The sequence below is a fragment of the Mediterraneibacter faecis genome (genome assembly GCF_055383675.1).
This window is the reverse complement of sequence record NZ_AP043803.1, coordinates 947,093-967,914: the sequence shown is the minus strand read 5'-3', so window position 1 is coordinate 967,914 and position 20,822 is coordinate 947,093. Positions and strand designations below refer to the sequence as shown.

At 38.9% G+C, this 20,822-nt stretch carries 29 protein-coding genes and 1 pseudogene; 4 read left to right on the top strand and 26 right to left on the bottom strand.

The annotated features are described in order from the left end of the window. Positions 1–320: 320 nt before the first annotated feature. Positions 321–1,445 (bottom strand): flagellin lysine-N-methylase, encoded by a 1,125-nt coding sequence (fliB, locus tag ACZ47Z_RS04610; protein WP_464525914.1) that lies wholly within the window; start codon positions 1,443–1,445, stop codon positions 321–323. A 182-nt stretch (positions 1,446–1,627) separates the two neighbouring features. Further along, on the bottom strand, positions 1,628–2,461 hold the full coding sequence (rhaD, locus tag ACZ47Z_RS04605) for a rhamnulose-1-phosphate aldolase (RefSeq protein WP_015528173.1): 834 nt from the start codon (positions 2,459–2,461) through the stop codon (positions 1,628–1,630). 227 nt (positions 2,462–2,688) lie between these two features. Between rhaD and ACZ47Z_RS04600 the strand changes: the two genes are divergently transcribed. Further along, a complete protein-coding gene (locus ACZ47Z_RS04600; RefSeq protein WP_054752424.1) occupies positions 2,689–3,405 on the top strand; it encodes an AzlC family ABC transporter permease in 717 nt (238 codons plus the stop codon). Between the two features lie 5 nt (positions 3,406–3,410). Next, positions 3,411–3,734 (top strand): branched-chain amino acid transporter permease, encoded by a 324-nt coding sequence (locus ACZ47Z_RS04595; RefSeq protein WP_054752655.1) that lies wholly within the window; start codon positions 3,411–3,413, stop codon positions 3,732–3,734. A 101-nt stretch (positions 3,735–3,835) separates the two neighbouring features. Here ACZ47Z_RS04595 and ACZ47Z_RS04590 read toward each other — a convergent pair whose 3' ends face one another. The 7 genes and pseudogenes from ACZ47Z_RS04590 to ACZ47Z_RS04560 form a co-directional block, all read right to left on the bottom strand. Further along, positions 3,836–4,858: a DNA/RNA non-specific endonuclease gene (locus ACZ47Z_RS04590; protein WP_270376904.1), complete on the bottom strand. Its 1,023-nt coding sequence runs from the start codon at positions 4,856–4,858 to the stop codon at positions 3,836–3,838. Between the two features lie 383 nt (positions 4,859–5,241). After that, on the bottom strand, positions 5,242–5,874 hold the full coding sequence (locus ACZ47Z_RS04585; RefSeq protein WP_054752422.1) for an ABC-2 transporter permease: 633 nt from the start codon (positions 5,872–5,874) through the stop codon (positions 5,242–5,244). Beyond that, a complete protein-coding gene (locus ACZ47Z_RS04580; RefSeq protein WP_054752420.1) occupies positions 5,862–6,725 on the bottom strand; it encodes an ABC transporter ATP-binding protein in 864 nt (287 codons plus the stop codon). Before ACZ47Z_RS04580 ends, ACZ47Z_RS04585 begins: the two co-directional genes overlap by 13 nt. 15 nt (positions 6,726–6,740) lie before the next feature. Continuing rightward, positions 6,741–7,112 carry a GntR family transcriptional regulator gene (locus tag ACZ47Z_RS04575; RefSeq protein ID WP_028087677.1) on the bottom strand — a complete coding sequence of 124 codons (372 nt, stop codon included), beginning with the start codon at positions 7,110–7,112 and terminating at the stop codon, positions 6,741–6,743. A 147-nt stretch (positions 7,113–7,259) separates the two neighbouring features. Then, positions 7,260–7,394 carry a Maff2 family mobile element protein gene (locus ACZ47Z_RS04570; protein WP_081016817.1) on the bottom strand — a complete coding sequence of 45 codons (135 nt, stop codon included), beginning with the start codon at positions 7,392–7,394 and terminating at the stop codon, positions 7,260–7,262. A gap of 124 nt (positions 7,395–7,518) precedes the next feature. Then, positions 7,519–7,899 (bottom strand): annotated as a pseudogene (locus ACZ47Z_RS04565) (TraM recognition domain-containing protein); the annotation flags it as partial. A 266-nt stretch (positions 7,900–8,165) separates the two neighbouring features. After that, complete coding sequence (locus tag ACZ47Z_RS04560) at positions 8,166–8,498, bottom strand: winged helix-turn-helix transcriptional regulator (RefSeq protein ID WP_054752419.1); 333 nt, start codon at positions 8,496–8,498, stop codon at positions 8,166–8,168. Between the two features lie 142 nt (positions 8,499–8,640). Here ACZ47Z_RS04560 and ACZ47Z_RS04555 point away from each other — a divergent pair, with 142 nt between their 5' ends. Next, the gene (locus tag ACZ47Z_RS04555) at positions 8,641–8,994 is read left to right on the top strand and encodes a cupin domain-containing protein (RefSeq protein WP_054752417.1); all 354 of its coding nucleotides are present in this window, start codon (positions 8,641–8,643) and stop codon (positions 8,992–8,994) included. A 102-nt stretch (positions 8,995–9,096) separates the two neighbouring features. On the opposite strand, the gene ACZ47Z_RS04550 is transcribed toward ACZ47Z_RS04555, so the two are convergent. The 11 genes from ACZ47Z_RS04550 to ACZ47Z_RS04500 form a co-directional block, all read right to left on the bottom strand. Continuing rightward, a complete protein-coding gene (locus ACZ47Z_RS04550) occupies positions 9,097–10,005 on the bottom strand; it encodes a radical SAM mobile pair protein B (protein WP_015512802.1) in 909 nt (302 codons plus the stop codon). After that, on the bottom strand, positions 9,993–10,682 hold the full coding sequence (locus ACZ47Z_RS04545; protein WP_054752413.1) for a radical SAM mobile pair protein A: 690 nt from the start codon (positions 10,680–10,682) through the stop codon (positions 9,993–9,995). Before ACZ47Z_RS04545 ends, ACZ47Z_RS04550 begins: the two co-directional genes overlap by 13 nt. Continuing rightward, positions 10,679–11,116 carry a radical SAM mobile pair system MarR family transcriptional regulator gene (locus ACZ47Z_RS04540; RefSeq protein WP_008704238.1) on the bottom strand — a complete coding sequence of 146 codons (438 nt, stop codon included), beginning with the start codon at positions 11,114–11,116 and terminating at the stop codon, positions 10,679–10,681. Before ACZ47Z_RS04540 ends, ACZ47Z_RS04545 begins: the two co-directional genes overlap by 4 nt. A 128-nt stretch (positions 11,117–11,244) precedes the next feature. Beyond that, the gene (locus tag ACZ47Z_RS04535; RefSeq protein ID WP_062807680.1) at positions 11,245–11,769 is read right to left on the bottom strand and encodes a flavodoxin family protein; all 525 of its coding nucleotides are present in this window, start codon (positions 11,767–11,769) and stop codon (positions 11,245–11,247) included. 47 nt (positions 11,770–11,816) lie between these two features. Then, a complete protein-coding gene (locus tag ACZ47Z_RS04530) occupies positions 11,817–12,509 on the bottom strand; it encodes an alpha/beta fold hydrolase (RefSeq protein ID WP_464526045.1) in 693 nt (230 codons plus the stop codon). An 85-nt stretch (positions 12,510–12,594) separates the two neighbouring features. Then, the gene (locus ACZ47Z_RS04525; protein WP_054752409.1) at positions 12,595–13,200 is read right to left on the bottom strand and encodes a DUF1349 domain-containing protein; all 606 of its coding nucleotides are present in this window, start codon (positions 13,198–13,200) and stop codon (positions 12,595–12,597) included. 56 nt (positions 13,201–13,256) lie between these two features. After that, the gene (locus tag ACZ47Z_RS04520; RefSeq protein ID WP_054752407.1) at positions 13,257–13,436 is read right to left on the bottom strand and encodes a hypothetical protein; all 180 of its coding nucleotides are present in this window, start codon (positions 13,434–13,436) and stop codon (positions 13,257–13,259) included. A gap of 25 nt (positions 13,437–13,461) precedes the next feature. Further along, the gene (locus tag ACZ47Z_RS04515) at positions 13,462–13,647 is read right to left on the bottom strand and encodes a DUF6440 family protein (RefSeq protein WP_005341211.1); all 186 of its coding nucleotides are present in this window, start codon (positions 13,645–13,647) and stop codon (positions 13,462–13,464) included. A gap of 55 nt (positions 13,648–13,702) precedes the next feature. Next, on the bottom strand, positions 13,703–14,080 hold the full coding sequence (locus ACZ47Z_RS04510) for an SdpI family protein (protein ID WP_054752405.1): 378 nt from the start codon (positions 14,078–14,080) through the stop codon (positions 13,703–13,705). 43 nt (positions 14,081–14,123) lie between these two features. Next, positions 14,124–14,312: a DUF1016 N-terminal domain-containing protein gene (locus ACZ47Z_RS04505; RefSeq protein WP_334299577.1), complete on the bottom strand. Its 189-nt coding sequence runs from the start codon at positions 14,310–14,312 to the stop codon at positions 14,124–14,126. 482 nt (positions 14,313–14,794) lie between these two features. Beyond that, a complete protein-coding gene (locus ACZ47Z_RS04500; protein WP_155205133.1) occupies positions 14,795–14,944 on the bottom strand; it encodes a hypothetical protein in 150 nt (49 codons plus the stop codon). A gap of 321 nt (positions 14,945–15,265) precedes the next feature. On the opposite strand from ACZ47Z_RS04500, the gene lepB reads away from it, so the two are divergent. After that, complete coding sequence (gene lepB / locus ACZ47Z_RS04495; protein WP_412310403.1) at positions 15,266–15,931, top strand: signal peptidase I; 666 nt, start codon at positions 15,266–15,268, stop codon at positions 15,929–15,931. 48 nt (positions 15,932–15,979) lie between these two features. Here the strand turns inward: lepB and ACZ47Z_RS04490 are convergent, their stop codons facing one another. From ACZ47Z_RS04490 to ACZ47Z_RS04465, 6 genes are all read right to left on the bottom strand, one after another. After that, positions 15,980–16,573, bottom strand: coding sequence for a 5-formyltetrahydrofolate cyclo-ligase (locus ACZ47Z_RS04490; RefSeq protein ID WP_464525913.1), 594 nt, complete (start codon positions 16,571–16,573; stop codon positions 15,980–15,982). 23 nt (positions 16,574–16,596) lie between these two features. Beyond that, on the bottom strand, positions 16,597–17,301 hold the full coding sequence (locus ACZ47Z_RS04485; protein ID WP_020436967.1) for a hypothetical protein: 705 nt from the start codon (positions 17,299–17,301) through the stop codon (positions 16,597–16,599). Positions 17,302–17,642: 341 nt separating this feature from the next. After that, entirely contained in the window at positions 17,643–18,245 is a 603-nt protein-coding gene (locus tag ACZ47Z_RS04480; RefSeq protein ID WP_054752649.1) for a cytidylate kinase-like family protein, read from the bottom strand. A gap of 36 nt (positions 18,246–18,281) precedes the next feature. Next, positions 18,282–18,992, bottom strand: coding sequence for an ABC transporter ATP-binding protein (locus ACZ47Z_RS04475; RefSeq protein WP_015528709.1), 711 nt, complete (start codon positions 18,990–18,992; stop codon positions 18,282–18,284). A gap of 13 nt (positions 18,993–19,005) precedes the next feature. Further along, the gene (locus ACZ47Z_RS04470) at positions 19,006–19,767 is read right to left on the bottom strand and encodes an ABC transporter ATP-binding protein (RefSeq protein ID WP_020436965.1); all 762 of its coding nucleotides are present in this window, start codon (positions 19,765–19,767) and stop codon (positions 19,006–19,008) included. Positions 19,768–19,773: 6 nt separating this feature from the next. Further along, positions 19,774–20,814 carry a branched-chain amino acid ABC transporter permease gene (locus ACZ47Z_RS04465; protein ID WP_464526044.1) on the bottom strand — a complete coding sequence of 347 codons (1,041 nt, stop codon included), beginning with the start codon at positions 20,812–20,814 and terminating at the stop codon, positions 19,774–19,776. Positions 20,815–20,822: the final 8 nt, after the last annotated feature.

The window sequence follows — 20,822 nt, the reverse complement described above, 5'->3', positions numbered from 1 at the left end:
ACTTCTGGATCATGCGTGTCAGAGTCTATATAGCAATTATACTTTTACTACTCTTATTGACCGTTTCACAAGTCTGCGCGTCTGGCGCATAAGGCTATCAAAGAAACCTACTTATAAAATTAGAGCTTTTCACTCAATCAATAAGGCAACCAAAGTTACCATAATCGGCAGTGGACCCGGCTGTCCGTATGGCCTTAACCTCGCTGGGTGGTCCGAAACAATTGCTTTGAAAAGACTCTGTCTGTTACTCTGCATCTTCGTCTCTCAAAATCGACTATAGCATAACATGTTAAAAAAACACTGTCAAGAATTTCTCCCATCTATTCGTTACTTTCTTGCAGCAATTCTTGTATTAAATTAAGGTTCGAATCAGAATGTTCCAGTTCTCTTGAATAACGATACACCGTATCTATCACATCATTTATATCTAGCACTTTTTCTTGCTTCATCCACTGTGCCATCAGAAGTTCATGGATCAACAGGGTGCTGACAACAGCCATCTGTGCTTTTGCAAACGCTTCTCCATCGTATACTGCACCGCAAAAATAGGTACTGATGAAATATACAAGGAGCTGTTCATACTGTATTTCATATTCCGGCATTTCTTTCGCCATCCAAGCATGAAATTCTTGTATCATCTCAATATACCGTTTTTTGTCTATTTTTTCATTTACATTTCTATATAATAATTTCTCTGTTTCTTGAAGATAAGATTCCCAATCCGCCCTTAAATGTTCCATCTGATACTGATTTTGAAACATCTTTCTACTATATGTATAGTAATCCACTTCTGCAAGAGCATTTTTCACTTCCCGCACGCCTTCTTCAGCCTGATAGTAATCAAATACATCATCCATCGAGAATATATCTTCTTCGTCAATACATTCCTGCAGATCACGTGCAATCGCCAGAATAAGAGCTGCTCGCAGATTCAGCTTTTTCTCTCTGTCCTGTAAAATCTCAATCATCACATCTCTTGCATCTAACAGTTTCGAATATAAAAACGGATCAAAATCTTCATAATCTTCTTCCTCATCTGTTTCATAAGTAAGAAAATGTACCGGTTCTTTTTTATTCATCAGGATTCTCGCCACTTCCGGACAGGATACCGAAAGTGTAACCTCCCGCACATCTTCAAATTCTTCGATATGTCTTGGATACAATTTACAGGTTCTGCACAGGCTCTCTTCTCCCAGGGCGGTATACATATCACAGAGGTTTGATTGATTCAGGAAAGCACATCTTCTGTCTTTATCCTGCTTGAATGTTCCTTCTTCCCAGTTGACAGATTCTTTCAAACGCTCTGCAAATGTACCTGTCTCATTTTTATAGTTTTCTAATGAAGCTTCATCTGCAACGATCTGCCATCCGGCACAACAAGTATCCTCACATTTTCCTGCAACACAGCTAAATTCATGATAATAATCCGGGATTGTATATAACATTGATCTACTTTATCCATTCCTTTCGCTTTTCTGATCGTCTATAGAATTTCCGACCTGTTTTATTATAGCACGCACTTTTAAGAAATGGTTATAAAAAAACGTATCAAACTGACTGGATTTCAATTATCACTATTGAATATCCGGTCGATTTGATACGTTTTATTATTTTTTTAGAAATTTAATTATTTCTTTTTCTCATACAGGAACTCTTCTGGAAGTGTTACATTAAAGTCATGTGCCAGTTCGCGGAAGTTCTCCGGTGTGATTGTCTGAATCTTTCTTGGTGTCATAGAAAGAATCTTCACAAGGATCTCTGCTGACTTCTCTACTGTATGCATAAGACCGAATGTAAGATCGAAGTCTTCTCCTGAACAGAACATTCCATGATGTGCCCAGATAGCAACATCGTATTTCTCCATCAGCTCAGCTGTCTTCTCTGCGATTGCTCTTCCGCCCGGAACCATCCAGCCTACAACTCCAACTCCATCCGGGAATACGACCGGACACTCTGTTGCTGACTCCCAAAGTTCTCTTGTAAATACCTGATCATCCAAAGGAAGAACGAATGTCAGTGCGATTGTATTTGTTGTATGTGCATGGTAGATTACACGATGTTTTCCGTTTGTGATTCTCTTCTTCACTTCATGGTTCATCAGATGAGTTGGAAGCTCACTTGTCGGTCTTCCACCTTCTACCAGCCCCCAACGGATTCTGTATTTTGTTCCTGTATAATCAATCTCGATAATTGCAAGACATACTTCAGGATCAACGATAATATTTCTGAAATACTTTCCACTTCCTGTTACAAGGAAGAATTCTCCTGCAAGTCCCGGAACCTCTGTTCCGATCTCTGTCCATTCTCCTGATTCATTCAGACGTGGTCTGATCAGCTCAACCTCTTCTGGTTTCAGACGATAACTCAAATTACCACCATTTCTCTCATGCCATCCCTGAAGGAATCCGTCATTTGCCATTTTAATAAAATCCTGTACAAACTTCGCATCTAAAATCTTCATATTATTCTACTCCTCCTGTTTTTACTCATTTACCGCAATGTTGTTTTGTGTGGTTTATTTCTTTTTTACTATTGTTTTCTTGTGGTTTCTATTTGTATTATAGATAGTTTCATGTGGTTTGTAAACACTTTTTTCAAAAAAAATTGTACAATCCGAAAGACATTAACACAAATCAAGCCTATCATGCTATAATTCTGAACTATATCAGGAGGTACTATAATAAAATTATGAAACGTAGAGCACTAAAGGCAGCCTTTCCACGAACAATCCCTATTATGACTGGGTTCATTTTTCTTGGAATGGCTTATGGAATATATATGAATGCATCTGGTTTTTCTTTTATCTACCCATTTTTCATGAGTATGTTGATTTTCGGCGGATCACTGGAATTTGTCTGTGTTGAGATGCTGCTTAGTCCATTTGCACCTGTTCAGGTACTGATCATGGCTGTGATGATCCAGGCCAGACATCTTTTCTATGGACTTTCCATGTTAGATAAATTCAAAGGACTTGGATGGAAGAAGTATTATCTGATTTTCGGAATGTGTGATGAGACCTTCTCTGTCAATTACACCTCTGAGATTCCCGAAGATGTAGACCGCGGATGGTTTTATTTTTTTGTTACATTATTGAACCAGTTCTATTGGGTTGCTTCCGCAACGATTGGTGGAATCATTGGTTCTCTTCTTAAATTCGACACATCAGGAATCAGTTTTGTCATGACAGCTATGTTCGTTGTAATTTTCCTGGATCAGTGGATGAAAGAAAAAATCCATGTTTCTTCTATGATTGGAATCCTGGTTTCGCTTGTATGTCTGATTCTCTTCGGAGCGGATTCCTTTATGATTCCGACAATGATACTGATTGTACTTCTACTGACAGTACTTCGAAAGTGGCTGGAACAATGCGCCAAACTTAAAGAAAAGGAGGAGCCGACCAAATGAGTAGCATGACTTTGGCACAACAGATAATTACAATCGGAATGTGCATACTTGGAACAATGGCAACGCGCTATCTTCCTTTCTTTATTTTTAAAGAAAATAAAAAGACACCGGAATATATCCAGTATCTTGGTAAATTTCTTCCTTCTGCTGTTTTCGGAATGTTAGTTATCTATTGTCTGAAAAATGTAGAAGTACTGCACGGAACTCATGGAATTCCGGAAGGAATCTCCATTCTTGTCACCGCAGTACTTCATATATGGAAGAAAAATATGTTTCTATCCATTGCAGGTGGAACTATCTGTTATATGTTGATATTATATTTTCTATAATAATCTCTATAGCAAAAAGATCTGAGACCACATGTGCTTACACATTAGTGGTTGCTGTTCTCACTTCGTGCGACCAGCAACCATTTCTAATCTCATAACTCTTACGGCTTGCATCTGCCACAAGGCTCATATCCTTCTTTAATCAAATCCGACCTACTTCCTGTATACTCTTCTTTGTTCTCTGCTTTGATGTCCTTCACACCAGAACAAGTTGATTTATGAAACTTTTTTGTATTCCTATTCAATATATAAGTTTCTTTTTGGGTTGAATTTGATGTTTTCGATGAATTGGATACATTTTTATCAGTCACTTCAGCTTCTGTTCCAGGAGCCCACTCACCTTCCGGCGTTGCGAGTTCTTCCGTCTGATAACTTTCTCCTGTCTCATAATTGATCACAATATATGGCTGCACATTATATACATATACGTTAAATGTCACCCCGGCGCCATCATCTTCCACAGACTTTGCCTCCATCTGGACTCCGGAAGCCACCAGGTCATCACCACTATAGATTGGAGTGACACGATACATCACATGATTATCCGTTTCTTTAACATAGTCTGCCACCTCATCCTCGAACGGAAGCATACCATCTACATTCATATAGCGGGTTCCTGTAATCAGGTTACGTTCATTCGCATTCTCACCTGTCAACTGGAAACCAATCAGATGACAACGGTTATACAGATATCCACCGTCAATTCCGTCATATTCCTTATTCACCCAGCCTGTTGGCTTCACACTACTGATGCTTTCTCTTTTCTGTGTCGGCATCAAATCTTCACCTACACAGGCTTCCGCTGTCTGACATCTTCCCAGTTCATCTAACGGGCTGTATTCTTCGTAAGAATCTGCCGTCAGCTCATCTTCTGTAAATGTTGGCTCATTATCATTGATCTCCACGTATGGCTGTCCTGTATACTCCGGTACTTCTTCCAGCGTATCAACGGATTCTATCTGTCCTGTTGATGCGAATGTCGTTTCTGTTGTCGTTTGATTTCCGCGGTCGGAATCCTGATTGCCTGATCCTTGTGATATCTGCAGTGAACCGCAGGATGTCAAAAGAAGACAAAGGGCCGTTATACATCCACATAATATGGTTTTAAATTTCTTTTTGCTCATATTGCACTCCTTTTTCGAACATACGTACTTGTTAAGTATACACTATTTTTTCTAATATAGGAAGTGCTTTGTGTGGACACCAGTAACAAAATGTCAATAGTTTTTTAATCACTTTTCAAAAAAGGAAAAAAAATAGAACGTATAGTTAATTTCCATACGCTCTATCTCACATTTCATATTAAATTTTTGAATTCTACAAACTTGAAATTTCATTATCCACAAAGGCACACTCATACTTCTTAGCCATTTTCTCAGCTTTTACTTCAAGTGCTTCAAAGCAGCGATACGGTGCTCAATGCTCGAAGCAGAATCCATATCGTTCTTGAAATTTTCATCTAGTGTGGCTCGGCTGGGTTTGCTATTTTTGAATGGTAATTGCAGATTTAATTCTTGCGACTATATCCAATGGTGCTTATTATGAGGGAAATTCCAAAAATCAAAATTGCCGCTATCCCTGTGATTAGCACATATGAATGAACAGAATTTACCATAGCAGCCATTCCCGGCCCATCTTCAAAATATTTTACAAAGTAAAACATTGGAATTACCACAATCAATCCCATAGTTTGCGCAGAACGAAAACCAAACCAATAAGTTAATGGCAAGCAAATTCCTGTCCATAATAATGGGATAATAATTGCTGCTGCAATCGAAAACAACCAGATAAGCATATCAAAGTTTTGAAAAATTATGATGGATAAACTATTGAACGCAATGCTTCCCAAAATGCTGATTGCAACAGTATATATTACGGAAACATATTTACTTGCAACAACAGTAAAATTGCTTATCGGCATAGCTAATTGATATTTTTTCCAGCTTGCCTTTTCATCACTTGCGAAACTCATAATATTTTGCATACCGATTGTCATGGCAAACATAACGGAAGCAAATAAGCCAGCATAAATTCCAGCATTGAAAATAAGCAGAACAATAGCTGCTGCTGCAATCAGAATAAGTTTCTTATCAATACTCTTGAAGAAAATGGATATGTCTTTATATATCAATCCTCGCATGATGTACCTCCTTTAACATAGAAAAGCATAATATCTTCTAATGTGGCATTATCCACAATGATGTTTTTGTATTTTCGTTTGAATGCTTCCTTGTCATGAACAAGACACTCCACGCTCATATTTGTAGTTCGGTGTATGATATAATCATCAGAGAAAAGCTGTGCAAATTTTTCTTTTCCGCACTTTGCCACGCCATAATTATAAACAAGATTATCTTTCTGTTCCTCGAAAATGATTTTTCCCTGATGAATTAAAATCACATAGTCTGCAATTTTTTGTATATCCGAAGTAATATGCGACGAAAAGAAGATAGAGCAATCTTCATCTTGGATAAATTCCAAAAATAGGTCTAATACTTCATCACGCACAACGGGGTCAAGACCTGTTGTTGCTTCGTCCAAAATCAACAGTTTAGGTCTATGTGCCATAGCACAAATGATAGACAACTTCATTTTCATGCCTTTAGAAAATGTGCCAATCGTTTTCTTGGTCGGGATTTTGAGTTTTTTCAAGTATTGTGAAAAAAGGTTACTATCCCATGTCTTATAAACTTCTTTCAAGATTTTTTCAATATCTGCGGCTGTAAACACATCATGAAAATTACATTCATCAAAAACGACGCCAATATTTTCTTTGACAGTTGGAATTGTATGGTCTATTCCAAAGACTTGTATCTGTCCGCTATCTTTGCTTAGTTCATTTAATATCAGATTGATAGTAGTGCTTTTTCCTGCACCATTCTCGCCAATAAAACCTACAATCCTGCCTTTAGGGACTTTGAACGAAACATTGTCCAAAGAAAAATCCTCGAATTGCTTGCATAAATTCTGCACCAAAATGTTGTTATCCATGCCTGTCACCTCTCGTTATTCCTCGTAAAATAGTTTTAGAATATTCGTCATTTGCCCAAGACTAATGCCATGTGCTCGACCAATTTCTGCGACCTTTTGTAAAAGTTCTTCAGCAATTCGTAACTGTTCCTCTTGAATAAATTCCCTATTCTGTGATGCTACAAAACTGCCTTTTCCAGATACAGTTTCTATAAATCCATCTCTCGTTAAATCTTCATATGCTCTCTGAACGGTAATAACACTGATATGTAAATCTTTTGCTAAAGCTCTCATAGAAGGGAGGGCTTCGCCAGCAGATAATGTGCCGTCCATAATAAAACTTTTTACTTGCATACAGATTTGTTCGTAAATAGGCTTATCACTGCTATTACTTATGATAATCTCCACTTGCTCACCTCACCATGTGTACTTATCGTAATAAGCGTACTTATTCGATAAGCACAGTATAGGCGGTTTGTGTGAACCTGTCAAGAGAAAAGATGTAAATACATTCGGAAAAGCGAGTGGCTGTCTATCAAATTCTTGTGTGTTACTTTACCGCACATGAGCATTTGCACCGAGATTATCATTTCCGTATCCTTCAAGAAGATTGATAACGCCCCATACACCTGCGCCGATTGCGGTTACTACTGTTTTAAGTCCTGTTACTGATGTTGTAAAAAAGCCCATTTGTTTGTCTCCTTTTTCCAAAAATAAAAAGGGAGCTTCTCTGAATTATAATTTTTAGAAAAGCTCCCATGTCATAAGTTCCATATTCAGTTGTAAAACAACTTCTGGTCACAATGTCTAGAAGTTAAGCTATGATTTCTCCGACATCGCATACCTCATCCACCACATCATTCCTCTTAAAGCGGAGTCTGTTGCGGTTCTTGACGTATTTTTCAATGTCAAACTCATTCTTTTTGTCATAATCGGATAACAGCGGGTACTGCTTATGCTTCGTTATATCAAACTTGTCCGAGAAAAAAGGTCTCACGCCCCTAAGCTGCATGATACACTTGCTGCCATCCATGACTGCAATCTCGTCCTGGCTCATCAGTTCCTTTCCGGTCTTTTGGTAATTCAGACCGTAAGACTGGCTCGTACCCCTTGTATCCGAGGTATTGTAAAGATCAATCGTTTCTTTCCCAAGGATTTCTGCCAGATCTTTCAGAGTATCTTTCTCTTTTCCTCCCCTAATGTATCAAGCTCCAGTTCATCATAAGCAGTCAGGTCACGCAGCTCCTTGATGTCAAATGGTGCCAACCTTGCACCACAGCTAATCAGAATAGATTTTGCTGTCTTTCCAGTAACAAAATGTCAATAGTTTTTTAATCACTTTTCAAAAAGGGAAAAAAATAGAACGTATAGTTAATTTCCATACGCTCTATCTCACATTTCATATTAAATTTTTGAATTCTACAAACTTGAATTGTTCGAGCTTTTCAAATACTAACGTCCTTAATTCTGTTCAATAATTGATTTATAGTAGTTACCAAAGTCAGCAAGTGAATTAACAATTGGAAGCATTTTTGTTCCGAGTTCCGTTAAGCCGTATTCAACTCTCGGTGGCTGTTCATGGTAATCGTGGCGATATGCCAGTCCATCACTCATCATTTGTCTTAAACTATCTGTCAAAACCTTTTGTGAAATACCATCTATACTTCGTTGTAGCTCATTGAATCTCCATGGACGCTCTTTCAAGTTACGCAAAATCAGCAGTTTCCATTTTCCTCCGATGAGAGATACTGCTGTTGCAACTGGGCATTCCGGTAATTCTTCTCTTGCTCGCATAATTCTCACCTCCGAGTCTATTGTAACACATTCAATTTTGAGTGTACAGTTACAAAAAAGTGCGTACTTGTTTTTGTATGTGTCTCACACTATACTAATACCAAGCAACCGGAAACTACAAATTAACTATGGAGGTATTATTATGGCAAATTACACAAAAACAACTATTGGAAAGGAAAGCCGAATTGAGCTGCATGAAAAGTTGTCTTTAACTGGTGCAGAAATCAGTTTAAACGAACTACCTGCAGGAGCAAATGTACCATTTGTTCATTCTCATAAAGAAAATGAAGAAATCTATGGAATTCTTTCAGGTAACGGCAAAGCCATAATTGATGGAGAAGAAATCATCCTTTCAACCGGAGACTGGCTAAAAATCGCACCTGCTGCAAAGCGCCAGTTTTTTGCATCCGATATTTCCGGAATTACTTATATCTGCATTCAGGTAAAAGAAAATTCTCTGGAACATTTTACAGCAGAGGATGCCGTAATCGGCTAATTAAAAGTATTTATTTACAAAATGCACAGTTCACGATAAGCTATAAACTGTGCATTTCTTTTTTGTTCAATATTACGTTTTCTCAATTTTTCAAACTTGAAGTTAGCGATTTCTTTTTCCGGTATTCTCTGTCCCACGGATTTCCTCATGATAGAAATAATCTACGATCACCGGATGCCCCTGCGGGACTCTGCCATAAGGCATTTCATTATCCACAAAGGCACAATCATACTTCTTAGCCATTTTCTCAGCTTTTACTTCAAGTGCTTCAAAGTAGCTGCGGTTATGCTTGTTATAGATCTCGTCGTAAAGTGGTACAAGATCAGGATATTTTCCGGCGATATAATCCATAATTGTCTTTTTGAAACCGCCTCGAAGATTGAGATTTTCGAGCCAGAACAGATCGCACTGATCCTTTACCCGCTCAAAGATTGCTTCAAAATTCGTGATACCGGGGAATACCGGGGATACGAAACAGACTGTACGAATACCTGCCTCATATACCTGCTTCATAGCAGCGATACGGTGCTCAATGCTCGAAGCAGAATCCATATCGTTCTTGAAATTTTCATCTAGTGTGTTGATCGACCATGAAACGGTTACACGTCCAAGCTTCTTCAACAGATCAATATCCCGTACCACAAGATCCGACTTTGTGCAGATCAGAATATCTGCGTCACTGCCAATCAGCTGCTCCAGAAGTTTTCTGGTATTCCCGAATTGCTCCTCCTGTGGATTGTAGCCATCTGTCACAGAACCGATGACCACCCGCTGGCCGGCATATTTCTTCGGATTTTTAATTTCCGGCCAATGCTTCACATCAAGGAAAGTGCCCCATTCCTCCTTGTGCCCGGTAAAGCGCTTCATAAAAGAAGCATAGCAATACTTGCAAGCATGTGTACAGCCCACATAGGGATTGACCGAGTAACCACCTACCGGCAGACTAGACTTAGTCATGATGTTCTTTGTTTCCACCTCACGAATGAGGATTCCATTTATTACTTCTTCCATGATTTCTGTACCCCTAACACTTTATTAAATTCTTCCGGCATTTCCTGAATCATATTTTCATCCCCTATGATAGGGACAAGATCTTCCTTCATAAACACCGGAATGCCGAGCTTATGTGCCTGGTCCGTCAGAGACCATGCCCATTCCGGCTCCGTATGAATCTTCCTACTCTGAGCTCCGGTCATGGTGCCGACAACGATCCAATTGATTCCGGAAAGGTCAACTGTGCCGGGATCATCGAATAACGGCTCAAAGGTAACATGGTAATGTTTTGCTCTGACGTTTTTCCGAAGGGCGTCGATACGCCACCGTTCTGCTTTCCTCGTCACCGTAACGCCAAACCATGCGTTTTCCAGATCGGTATCAAAATCCAGCAAATCAGGTCGCTTGGTAAGGAACAGGAACTGATGCTGTGGATTTTCACGGATCTTTGCAAATACCTCGTCTCTCCATTCCGGCTTCCATCCAGAGAGATCGCTCATGCCGGTAAGAAGAAAGTTCTGCGGACGTTTCTTTTCCATCATCTTGAGCTTACCCGGAAAGAATTCAGGGTCAGCGAAATCATCAATCATATGCCAGCGTTTCACGTTGTTGCGGGCATAGCAATATGTACACCCCACTGTGCAGCCAATGACGATATTCATGTTCTGAATCTGATCTTTGATACAAATACTCATGACTTCTGCCACTCCTCAAGATTCTTTCTGATGCGGTCGAGGCATTCCTCAAACCGGATAATTTCTTCCTCTGAAAAACCTTTGTAGTAAATACTGCCCATCTCATCAGATACAGAATCGTACTCGCCCTTTAAGGCATGTGCTTTCTCAGTCAGAAACAGGAGCGTTTTCCTTTTGTCCGTTTCAGACTGAACACGGCTTATCAGCCCTTGATTTTCCATTCTTTCCAGCATCGTAGTAAGAGATGTTATCGCTAATCCGCATTTAGTCGAGAGTGACCTGATTGAAATACCATCCTTCTGCCACAGCACATAAAGAATACGCCCCTGGGCTCCATTAAACGCATCAATATTCTTTTCACTGAGAATCTTCTCGAAAATCCGGTCTCCAAGCTGTTTTATTTTGGTAACAAGAAATCCTCCATTCATTTCCATACAAAAGCTCCTATATAGTAGTTTATTAAAAACATACTATATAGGAGCTTTATTGTCAAGAGTTTATATGTCTTAATAGGTAAATTCCGTTTTTTTTCAATTCTCCAAACTGGAATTTGGAGTGTGCTTTATAAATTTTTTCCGATTCCCTCAAGTTCGTTCATGGAATTCTTATTTTTTTCAAGTTCATCTCTGGCTGTTGCATAATATGATTTATTGAAAAGCATGTCCCATGAAAGATATTTTGCCATACAGTCAAACTGCTTATCAATCAGCTCATACTGGATACTGTCTACAGGAGAACCACCTACAACAATCGTGCCCACTTTTTTATTTTTTAACTGCAATCCACGGCAGTAGCACTTATCAATGACTAATTTCAATTGTGCTGACATTCCCCACCAATAAACTGGCGTAGCAAAAAGAATCATATCTGCGGCAGCAATTTTATCAATTGTAGGATTTGTATCATCCTTATCGACGCATCCCTTAGAGCATTGACAGACACCACATCCCCTGCATGGTGCAATGTTGAGTTTGTCGGGTTCAATGATTTCAATTTCATTCTTTTCTGACGCTCCTTTTATAAATGCATTGATTGCTGTCAGCGTGTTTCCTTTTCTGGCACTTCCATTAATGATTACAATTTTCATGCGTGTATCCTCCAACTTTTTCAATTCAAATAACTTTAGGTTGCCTGTCATAAAATATTCGAGAAGAACTCTTCTAGTAAACTATTGATCATCTCCGGTTTATCTGTATTAGAATTATGACCGGCCCCTTCAATCCACTTTAAAGGAATTTTCGTTTTTCGATGCCATTCTCTGTTATACCTTATGCATGAACCGGCATGATCCTTTGTACCACATATCAACAGGGAAGGACATTTGATTTCATAAGGCAGATCCTTTTCCATTACCTCTGCCAGAATACGAAATCCATGCCCGGCAATTTGTGCATAACGATGCTGATCACCATCATAGACCAGCATCATTTCCTTCATCAGGTTTCTGCCATAATTAGAAGTTGCAACTCCCTTTGTTCCGGATTTCAAAAGCAACTTCCATGGGTAATGTGCATATACTGGTTCCATTCTTTTCAGAAGCCAGATCTCCACTGCTGTCACATAGTTTCTCTGGAGCTTCAGCCATTTTGCCTTATCAAACAAGTCAAAATCAAACCGGAACGGCCAGGAAGAGGCATGAGCCGGTGCATCCCATACAATAATATTATATTTTCCATCGAAGTACGCAACCTGTTTATCAAACAGTCTATGGTCAGCAGTCAGCCCCGGAAGAAATACAAGCGTCGTTGTATCCAACCTCAGAATACTTGACCAATAGTGAATTGTTCCGCAAGGAGTTTGATATGTACTTTCCTTCAACAAATCCACCTCCGCAATTTTCATTTTTCTCAGTTACACAAACTGAAAAACTTTAACTAATTTCATATTGGTTTTTTGTATCAAATACATTCTGCTACATCTCATCCGGTTTTTGACCGTCGTGGGCTTTCCATTGACACTCCGTCAATTTCATATCTGTAAATACCGCTTTAAACGATGAATCTTCCGGACTGCATGCATAAATTCCAAATTTGATTTTTCCTGCACCAGCCCACATATGACAAATCCTCATTTGCTTAAACCGTATGCCATCCTCAGAACATTCAATGCAATAATCATCTTCACGTCTACTGAGACGATACCACATAGATTTAATCTCTGCATCAATTTCCGTAGTTGCCCAATCTGAATATCCATTGTTTGTCACAACACTTCCCAGGTGCTGAAAATTGTCATTCTCATATTCTATAGAACCTTTCAACCAATTCTCACTGTCAAGATACATAACCACACCGCACTGATCAAAGCGATGATGGCTTTCCTTAAAATCAGTTTTCACTATAAAGGAAAAAAACTTTTCCTCTGTTTCTATCTGCAGAACCGGAGCATTATCATTACGGAAATGATAGTAAGTTCTTTGCCACAAATCAGTTCCAGGCTGTGTAATAATCTCAATTTTGTCATCTGTCAGCGTGTAATCATCAGGTTCTCTCGTCCACTTAAAATCTTTTATATTCATTTCATTATCCCTCCAAATTCCAAGTTTCTCAATTCTCCAAACTTGAAGTTGTATCATCACTTATCTTTATCTTTTTTTGAAAAAATAAGACTGCCAGATATGCCAAAAGATATACCCAGACATATTCCGATTCCAATTCCAGCCATGCTATTTAATGAGTTTATGAAAACAACGCTCCAAAGTATTGCTGCGATTATTCCGATAGTGACTCCTATAATTACCTTTTTGATTTTCATTAGTTTTATCCTTTAATTCCCGATTTTACTTTGTGACTATGACTTTTCCTTCCGAATCCAGAAGAGGTGTAATACTGGCTCCAAATCCGGAGTTCCAACAAAGGTAATTAACCCCAGTCTTCTTATCTACAAGGATTTGACGAATTCCTTCATCTTTAAGCCAACTTCCGTCTCTGAATGTAACTTCAAATCTTTCTTCTTTCTTTGCCATGTTTATTTCTCCTTTTTTCAAACGTTAAATACCGATTTTCTTGATTCTGCAAACTTTATCGTCTTGTTCCATTCTTATCAAAATTCTTTTTTAATGCTATTTCTGTTGGGAGAATAGACCCAATTAAAGGAATAAGTTGAACACCACAAATAATTCCTCCCATACTCCCAACACAATCTTCACTTTTTCCAATTACTAAAAGCATGAATATTACTGTTATTGGCAACATAACCATTCCACAGACATACCAGACTTTACCGCAATATTTATGAGCAAATTCCCATGTGTCTTTATTCTTCATAGACATCAAAGTCCGATATCCAAATACTGAATTTATTTCCTTTGGAGCCTTTTTCATAAAATATCTTCCAAAACCAATCATCGTAAATGGAAGAAACAAATCCATAATCAACATAAAAATCCAAAACTCCATTGTAAATCTCCTTTACTATAACTTCCGCTTTGTATTTTCGTTTTTATTCTTTTTTGTGAAATTCTTTCAAATGTTCCAGTTGACGAACACTCCATGCTGCTTTTGCACATTCTTCCATATAAAATCTTCTTGCCTGTTCATCATTTATACGCATCAAGACACGATAATGTGACCAGCTCAATTCAGGACACAGTGTATCTCGAATTGGAAAAGTGCAATAAAACTGCCTCATCTTACGCCGAATAACAAAGTAACAGCAACAATGCTACAATTCCAAACCATTCCATATTATTCTCCTTAGCAAACTTAACGCTAGCATGTCTGTTCCTTAAAATATCTTTTGCCATTCAAATCATATCACACCATCAGACATATTTCCATTTCGATTTACTCAGTCAAGTCACTTCGCTCAGCTACATTTCCTGTCGGCTTGCTTCTGTAACTAGTGCAGCGTTTCACAAATAACTGTCTCATTCACGCAGAATGCGGATTCGAGTGTTCAGCTGAAAAAACGTAGGCGTAGCGGGCTACGTCGAGGCTTTTTCAACTGAGCAATCGGATTCGCAGGCAAGTGTATGAGGCAGTTATTTTGAAAACGCTGTACTAACATCCGGTTATTAAGAAGTCTCTTCAAACTTACTACACCAGTAACATGAAGTAGTAATATAAAAAGCTTTCGGATTTTTTCATTTGAACCGAAAGCTTTTTATTTCATCATCTTCTATTATATCTATCTTCCTGTCTAACCGGCACTCTGACCGGTACTGGTTCTGGCATCAGTCCTGGGATCAGACGATTCATAAAATCTTTGATCTTCTTCCCTGCTTTTGTATTGATCCATCTATAATATTGTTCTATTGTCATACTGTTCTACCTCCTATCATAAGTAAATGATCTGCATTTCTGCTATATATACCTATGCCATATTATTCTTTTCTGACATGGCTGTATTTTATCAGATGATTTTCTTTTTGTCAGTGCATTTACCGCTTATTTTAGAATTGTTTATACTTCTTTTATGAAGTTTGGGACACATTTATCGTCATGATCTGATTTTATAAAATTTTCATTTCCCTTTATTTGCCACATTGTCTCATCTATGTTATGATTACGTTATTGATTGCGAAATATCTATCTAGATAATAAGATCAACAAGAGTATAAATTTCAGAAATGGGGAACTCATATGAAGTCTAAACATAAAAAAGGTGCGAAAAGAGCTGCTGCAAGAAAAGCTGCTGCTGAAAAAGTTGCTGCTGAAAAAGTTGCCTCAAAAAGAAATAACAGAAAAAAGGCTTCCCTAAGACGGGAGGCTGCAAAAAGAAGAAATTCTACTACATCAGAACTTATTCAATGGCTAATTGCTATTTTAGTGGCTTTTATTATTGCTTTATTTGTTGATAATTTTCTAATCGTCAATGCACAGATCCCATCCGGTTCAATGGAAAACACCATCATGACCGGAGATCGTGTGGTTGGTAACCGGCTTTCTTATTTAACTAAGGATCCTGAGCGTTATGATGTAATCATTTTTAAGTATCCTGATGATGAAAGCCAGCTTTTTATCAAGCGTATCATCGGACTTCCTGGTGAAACCGTGGAGATTCGTGACGGTCATATCTACATTGATGGCTCTTCTGAACCGCTTGAAGATGTAGAGACGAAAGAATACATGGTCGGAAATTATGGTCCTTATACCGTACCGGAAGGATGCTATTTTGTGATGGGAGATAATAGAAATGATTCGAAAGATTCCCGCTACTGGATTAATCCATATGTATCCAAAGATAAGATTCTTGGGAAAGCAGTCTTTCGTTACTGGCCAATTACAGAAATGAAAACGATTAAATAATTTTCAAGGGCAGATCTGACTCATACGAGTTAAATCTGCCCTTACTATTTACATCTTATAACAACCTTTTTCAGAAATCACAAGGTCCATCCGCAGATCATGTTCCTCCACGGGAATTTCGTCTACAAGCAGTTCCTCCCTGCAAAGTGCTGCTTTCACGCAATGTGTCTTTTCCAGATATCTGTCGTAATATCCACCTCCGTGACCAAGGCGTCTTCCGCTTCTATCGCAGCTGATACATGGAATGAAAGCAAAATCAATTGCTTCCGGCTGAATCAATCTTTCCGGGTCTTCTTTTGGTTCAAGGATTCCATATGCACCCGGATACAGCTCTTGTAATGAGTGGATCTCGTATACGTTCATAATTCCTTTTCCCGTACACTTTGGCACTCCAAGATGCTTTCCTGATTGAAGAATATCTTGCAATATAGAAAATGTATCCATTTCTTTCTCTGTGCTCACATAACAGAACACACAGTCTGCGCTCTTGTATTCATTCAGTTCCAAAACGCTTTCTGTAATCTTTCTGTCTGCTTCTTTTCTGTATTTTTCTGTTGTAAAAGAAAGTTTTTCTTTTATTTTTCTTCTTAATTCTTTCTTTTGAATCATTTTCTCTTCTGTTTTTCTTTCCAATTCTTCCACTCTTTTCGCTTTTTTCCTCTTGTTTAACTATTTTCTTTCTCCTGTTCTTCTCCGACAGATTCAATCAGCAGGTGATCCAGATTTTGCAGGTCTGCTTTTCTGATTCCATATTTTCCCTCTTTATCTTTTTCTACATGAAGAACAATTTTATTTGGTTTTCCGTACTTCAGCCCTTTCTCTTCCGCCTGTCTTAAAACCTCATAATAGATCTGATAAATTTCTGTCTGCATCTGTGTTTCTTCTGGCATAGCCTGTCCGTTCATCACATCATTTGAAACTTTTGTGGCGTATTCCTGCGCCTTCTCCTGAAATTCAGCATAAGTATCCTTCAGCAATGTGATTGGTTTCACTGTAAGAACAACCTGATAAGTTCCATTTTCTTCCCTGGTTGCTTCTCCTACAGTATAAGATGTCTTCTTTGCAAGATCTGCAAACAGCTCTCTATATTCTTCTGTCATCTCATCTGTCATTACATGCTCCGGAAATTTTTCCATTGTATAAGCAAGATTATCTTCGAAAACCTGTTTTGCTTCTTTCTCGGAAATGCCGGTCTGTTTTATATAGGATTCTGTTTTCTGCTTATAAGATACATCTAAAAATGCCTGTACATATTCCTGCGGATCAAAACGGTTTATGTAACAATAGATCATTGTTGCTGTTGCTGCGACGATAATTGCAACCATTATAATTCCTACTATAAAATGCTTCTTTTCTTTTTTTCCTGACATCAACTTTACCTCTTTTCTAACTGTAATTTGAATAACTTATTTGTAATTGTTCAGAGCCAAGCAAAATTTCAAAAACAGGTATAAAATGCTTGCATTTTTAAAACTGTTTTTGAAATTTTATTTGGCGGATACGCCACACCGACGAAATGCGTAGCATTTTGGAGGTTGGCTCTGAACAGTTACACTTATTTTATTTCTGTCACAGTATAGCATGATATCAGTTCACATTTTGTAGAACGATGTCGCCTGCATGCAGCACATTTCAGATAGCAAGAAAGAGATACGCAACCGTATCTCTTTCTTCTTGCAGACTTGTTTCTTTTGTCTGCTTTCTCTTTCATTTACAGATCAAATCTGATCTTGATATATGCTTTGATCTCTTCCACGCATTTCTGGAATCCAAGCTTTCCACTGTTCAGGCACAAATCATAATTTCTTGCATCTGCCCACTCGTGTCCTGTATGGTAACGATAGAAATCACCGCGAAATTTATCCGTCTTCTCGATGTATTTTTTCATTTCTTTTTCTGTCATACTGTTACGCTCCATCGCACGATCAAGACAGAATTTCTCATCTGCATGAACAAACACACTGACAACATTTGGATTGTCTTTCAGAACATAATCTGCACATCTTCCAACGATTACACAGGATTCTTTCTCAGCCAGATCTTTGATGATCTTTGCCTGATAGTTAAAGATATTTTCTTCTGAAACGAAGTCTTTATCTTCCGGCGGAAGAAGTTCTCCGTCGTATGGACGACTGAGGATCTTGAACCAGCCGGCTCCCTTCATCTTCTCATCACTCATACCGAAGAGTCTCTCGTTAATTCCGCTTTCCTCGGATGCCATACGCAGGATTTCTCTGCTATAACAGTTGATTCCAAGCTCTTTTGCAAGCATAGCTCCGATTGTCTTACCACCGCTTCCATACTGTCTCGCCATTGTAATTACAATATTGCTGCTCACCTGAATCGCCTCCTATTCTCCTAAATACGCTTTCTTAACTGCTTCATCTTCCAGCAGGTCTTTTGCATTTCCTGACATTGTGATCTTACCAGTCTCAAGAACATAGGCGCGATCTGCGATAGAAAGAGCTTTCTTTGCATTCTGTTCTACAAGAAGTACTGTTGTTCCACTCTCACTTACTGCCTGGATAATATCAAAAATCTCATTTACAAAGATTGGAGAAAGTCCCATAGAAGGCTCATCCATCAGAATGATCTTCGGTTTAGACATCAGTGCACGTCCCATGGCAAGCATCTGCTGCTCTCCACCACTGAGTGTTCCGGCCATCTGATTTCTTCTCTCTTCCAGACGTGGGAATCTCTTATAAACATTTGCAAGACTCTCTTCGATCTCATTTTTATCTTTTCTTGTATAGGCGCCCATTTTAAGGTTTTCATAAACACTCAGTTCAGCGAAAACTCTTCGTCCTTCCGGAACGTGAGCCATTCCCATAGACACGATCTTATGCGCCGGGATCTTTGTGATATCAGTTCCTTCAAACATAACAGAACCTTTCTTTGGAGAAAGAAGTCCTGTAATTGTATGAAGTGTTGTTGTCTTTCCGGCTCCGTTCGCGCCGATCAGTGCAATAACCTCTCCCTGATTTACCTCAAAGGAAATGCCTTTGATTGCCTGGATCATTCCATAATATACTTCTAAGTCTTTGACTTCAAGCATTGCCATTGTTATCTTCCCCCTATTCTCCCAGATATGCCTTGATTACCTGAGGATCATTCAGTACATCTGTTGTCTTGCCCTGTGCAAGTACTTCACCGAAGTTGAGTACTGTCAGCTCCTCGCAGATACCACTTACCAGTTTCATATCATGTTCGATCAGAAGGATCGTCATATGGAACTCATCTCTCACGAAACGGATCATATCCATCAGTTCTCCTGTCTCGTTCGGGTTCATTCCTGCTGCCGGCTCATCCAGAAGAAGAAGCTTTGGATCTGTCGCAAGTGCTCTGGCAATCTCCAGTTTTCTCTGCTGTCCATAAGGAAGGTTTGCAGCCTTATATGACGCAAACTTCTCAAGATCGAATACCTTCAGAAGCTCCATCGCCTTTTCATTCATCTCTTTTTCTACCTTACGATAATTCGGAAGTCTTAAGATTCCTTCGATCGTAGAGTAATGATGATGGTTGTGAAGTCCTACTTTAACATTATCAAGAACAGTCAGTTCTTTGAAAAGACGGATGTTCTGGAATGTTCTTGCAATTCCGGCCTTACTGATCTCAATATTTTTCTTTCCTGTAAGATCCTTTCCGTCCAAAAGAACCTTTCCTGAATCCGGTTTATATACTCCTGTCAGAAGGTTGAATACGGTTGTCTTACCGGCACCATTTGGTCCAATCAATCCGTAAAGTTCTTCTTTCTGTATCTTGAGGTCAAAGTCATTTACCGCACGGAGACCTCCGAAAGAAATTCCAAGATTTTTTACATCTAATAATGTACTCATTCTTACTTAAGCCTCCTTTTTCTTTCCAAAATGAAGATACTTCTCTCTCCACTCGATTGCCTTTGGTGCCCAGTTAAAGAGCATCATGATGATCAGAACGATCGCATAGATCAACATACGGTAATCAGACAGTCCACGGAGAAGCTCCGGAAGGAGTGTCAGGATAACTGCTGCAATAATAGATCCACGGATATTTCCGATTCCACCAAGTACTACAAAGACAAGAATCGTGATGGACATATTGTATCCAAAGTTGTTTGTATTTGCTGTCAGTGTTGACAGGTTGTGTGCATACAGAACACCTGCTGCACCGGCCATAGCTGCTGAAATTGTAAATGCCATGAGTTTATATTTTGTAACATTGATTCCGATAGACTCAGCTGCGATTACATTATCACGGATCGCCATGATCGCACGTCCGTCTCTGGAATTGATCAGGTTGAGTACGATAAATAATGTCACCATGATCAGGATAAATCCGATCAGGAAAGTTGAATCCTTCGGAGTTCCTGTGATTCCCTGCGGACCGTTCAGAATAACTGTTCCGTCTGGATCCATGTCAAGTGCCATAACGTCCTTTGTTGCAAAATGAAATCCTTTGGAATCCTTTCCAATATAAAGAACATTTACAAGGTTCTTTATGATCTCACCGAATGCAAGTGTAACGATTGCAAGGTAATCGCCTTTCAGACGAAGTACCGGGATTCCGATGATAACACCGAAGATTGCTGCTACTACAACACCGATCAAAAGTGCAAGCAGAAATCGTACAATCGAATTCTCGATCACATCTCTCATACATTTTGAGAAAAATGCACTGGAAAATGCTCCCACACACATAAATCCTGCATGGCCAAGGCTAAGTTCTCCGAGAATACCTACTACAAGGTTCAGAGAAACCGCCAGGATAATATATGTACAAAGCGGAACAAGAAGTCCTGTCAAAAGACTGGAAATACTTCCTGTGCTGCTTAAAGTCTGCATCACTATGAAAGCTACAATCACGATAGCATAAGTGATGAGATTACTTCTCTTTGTTTTATTCATATTCTTCA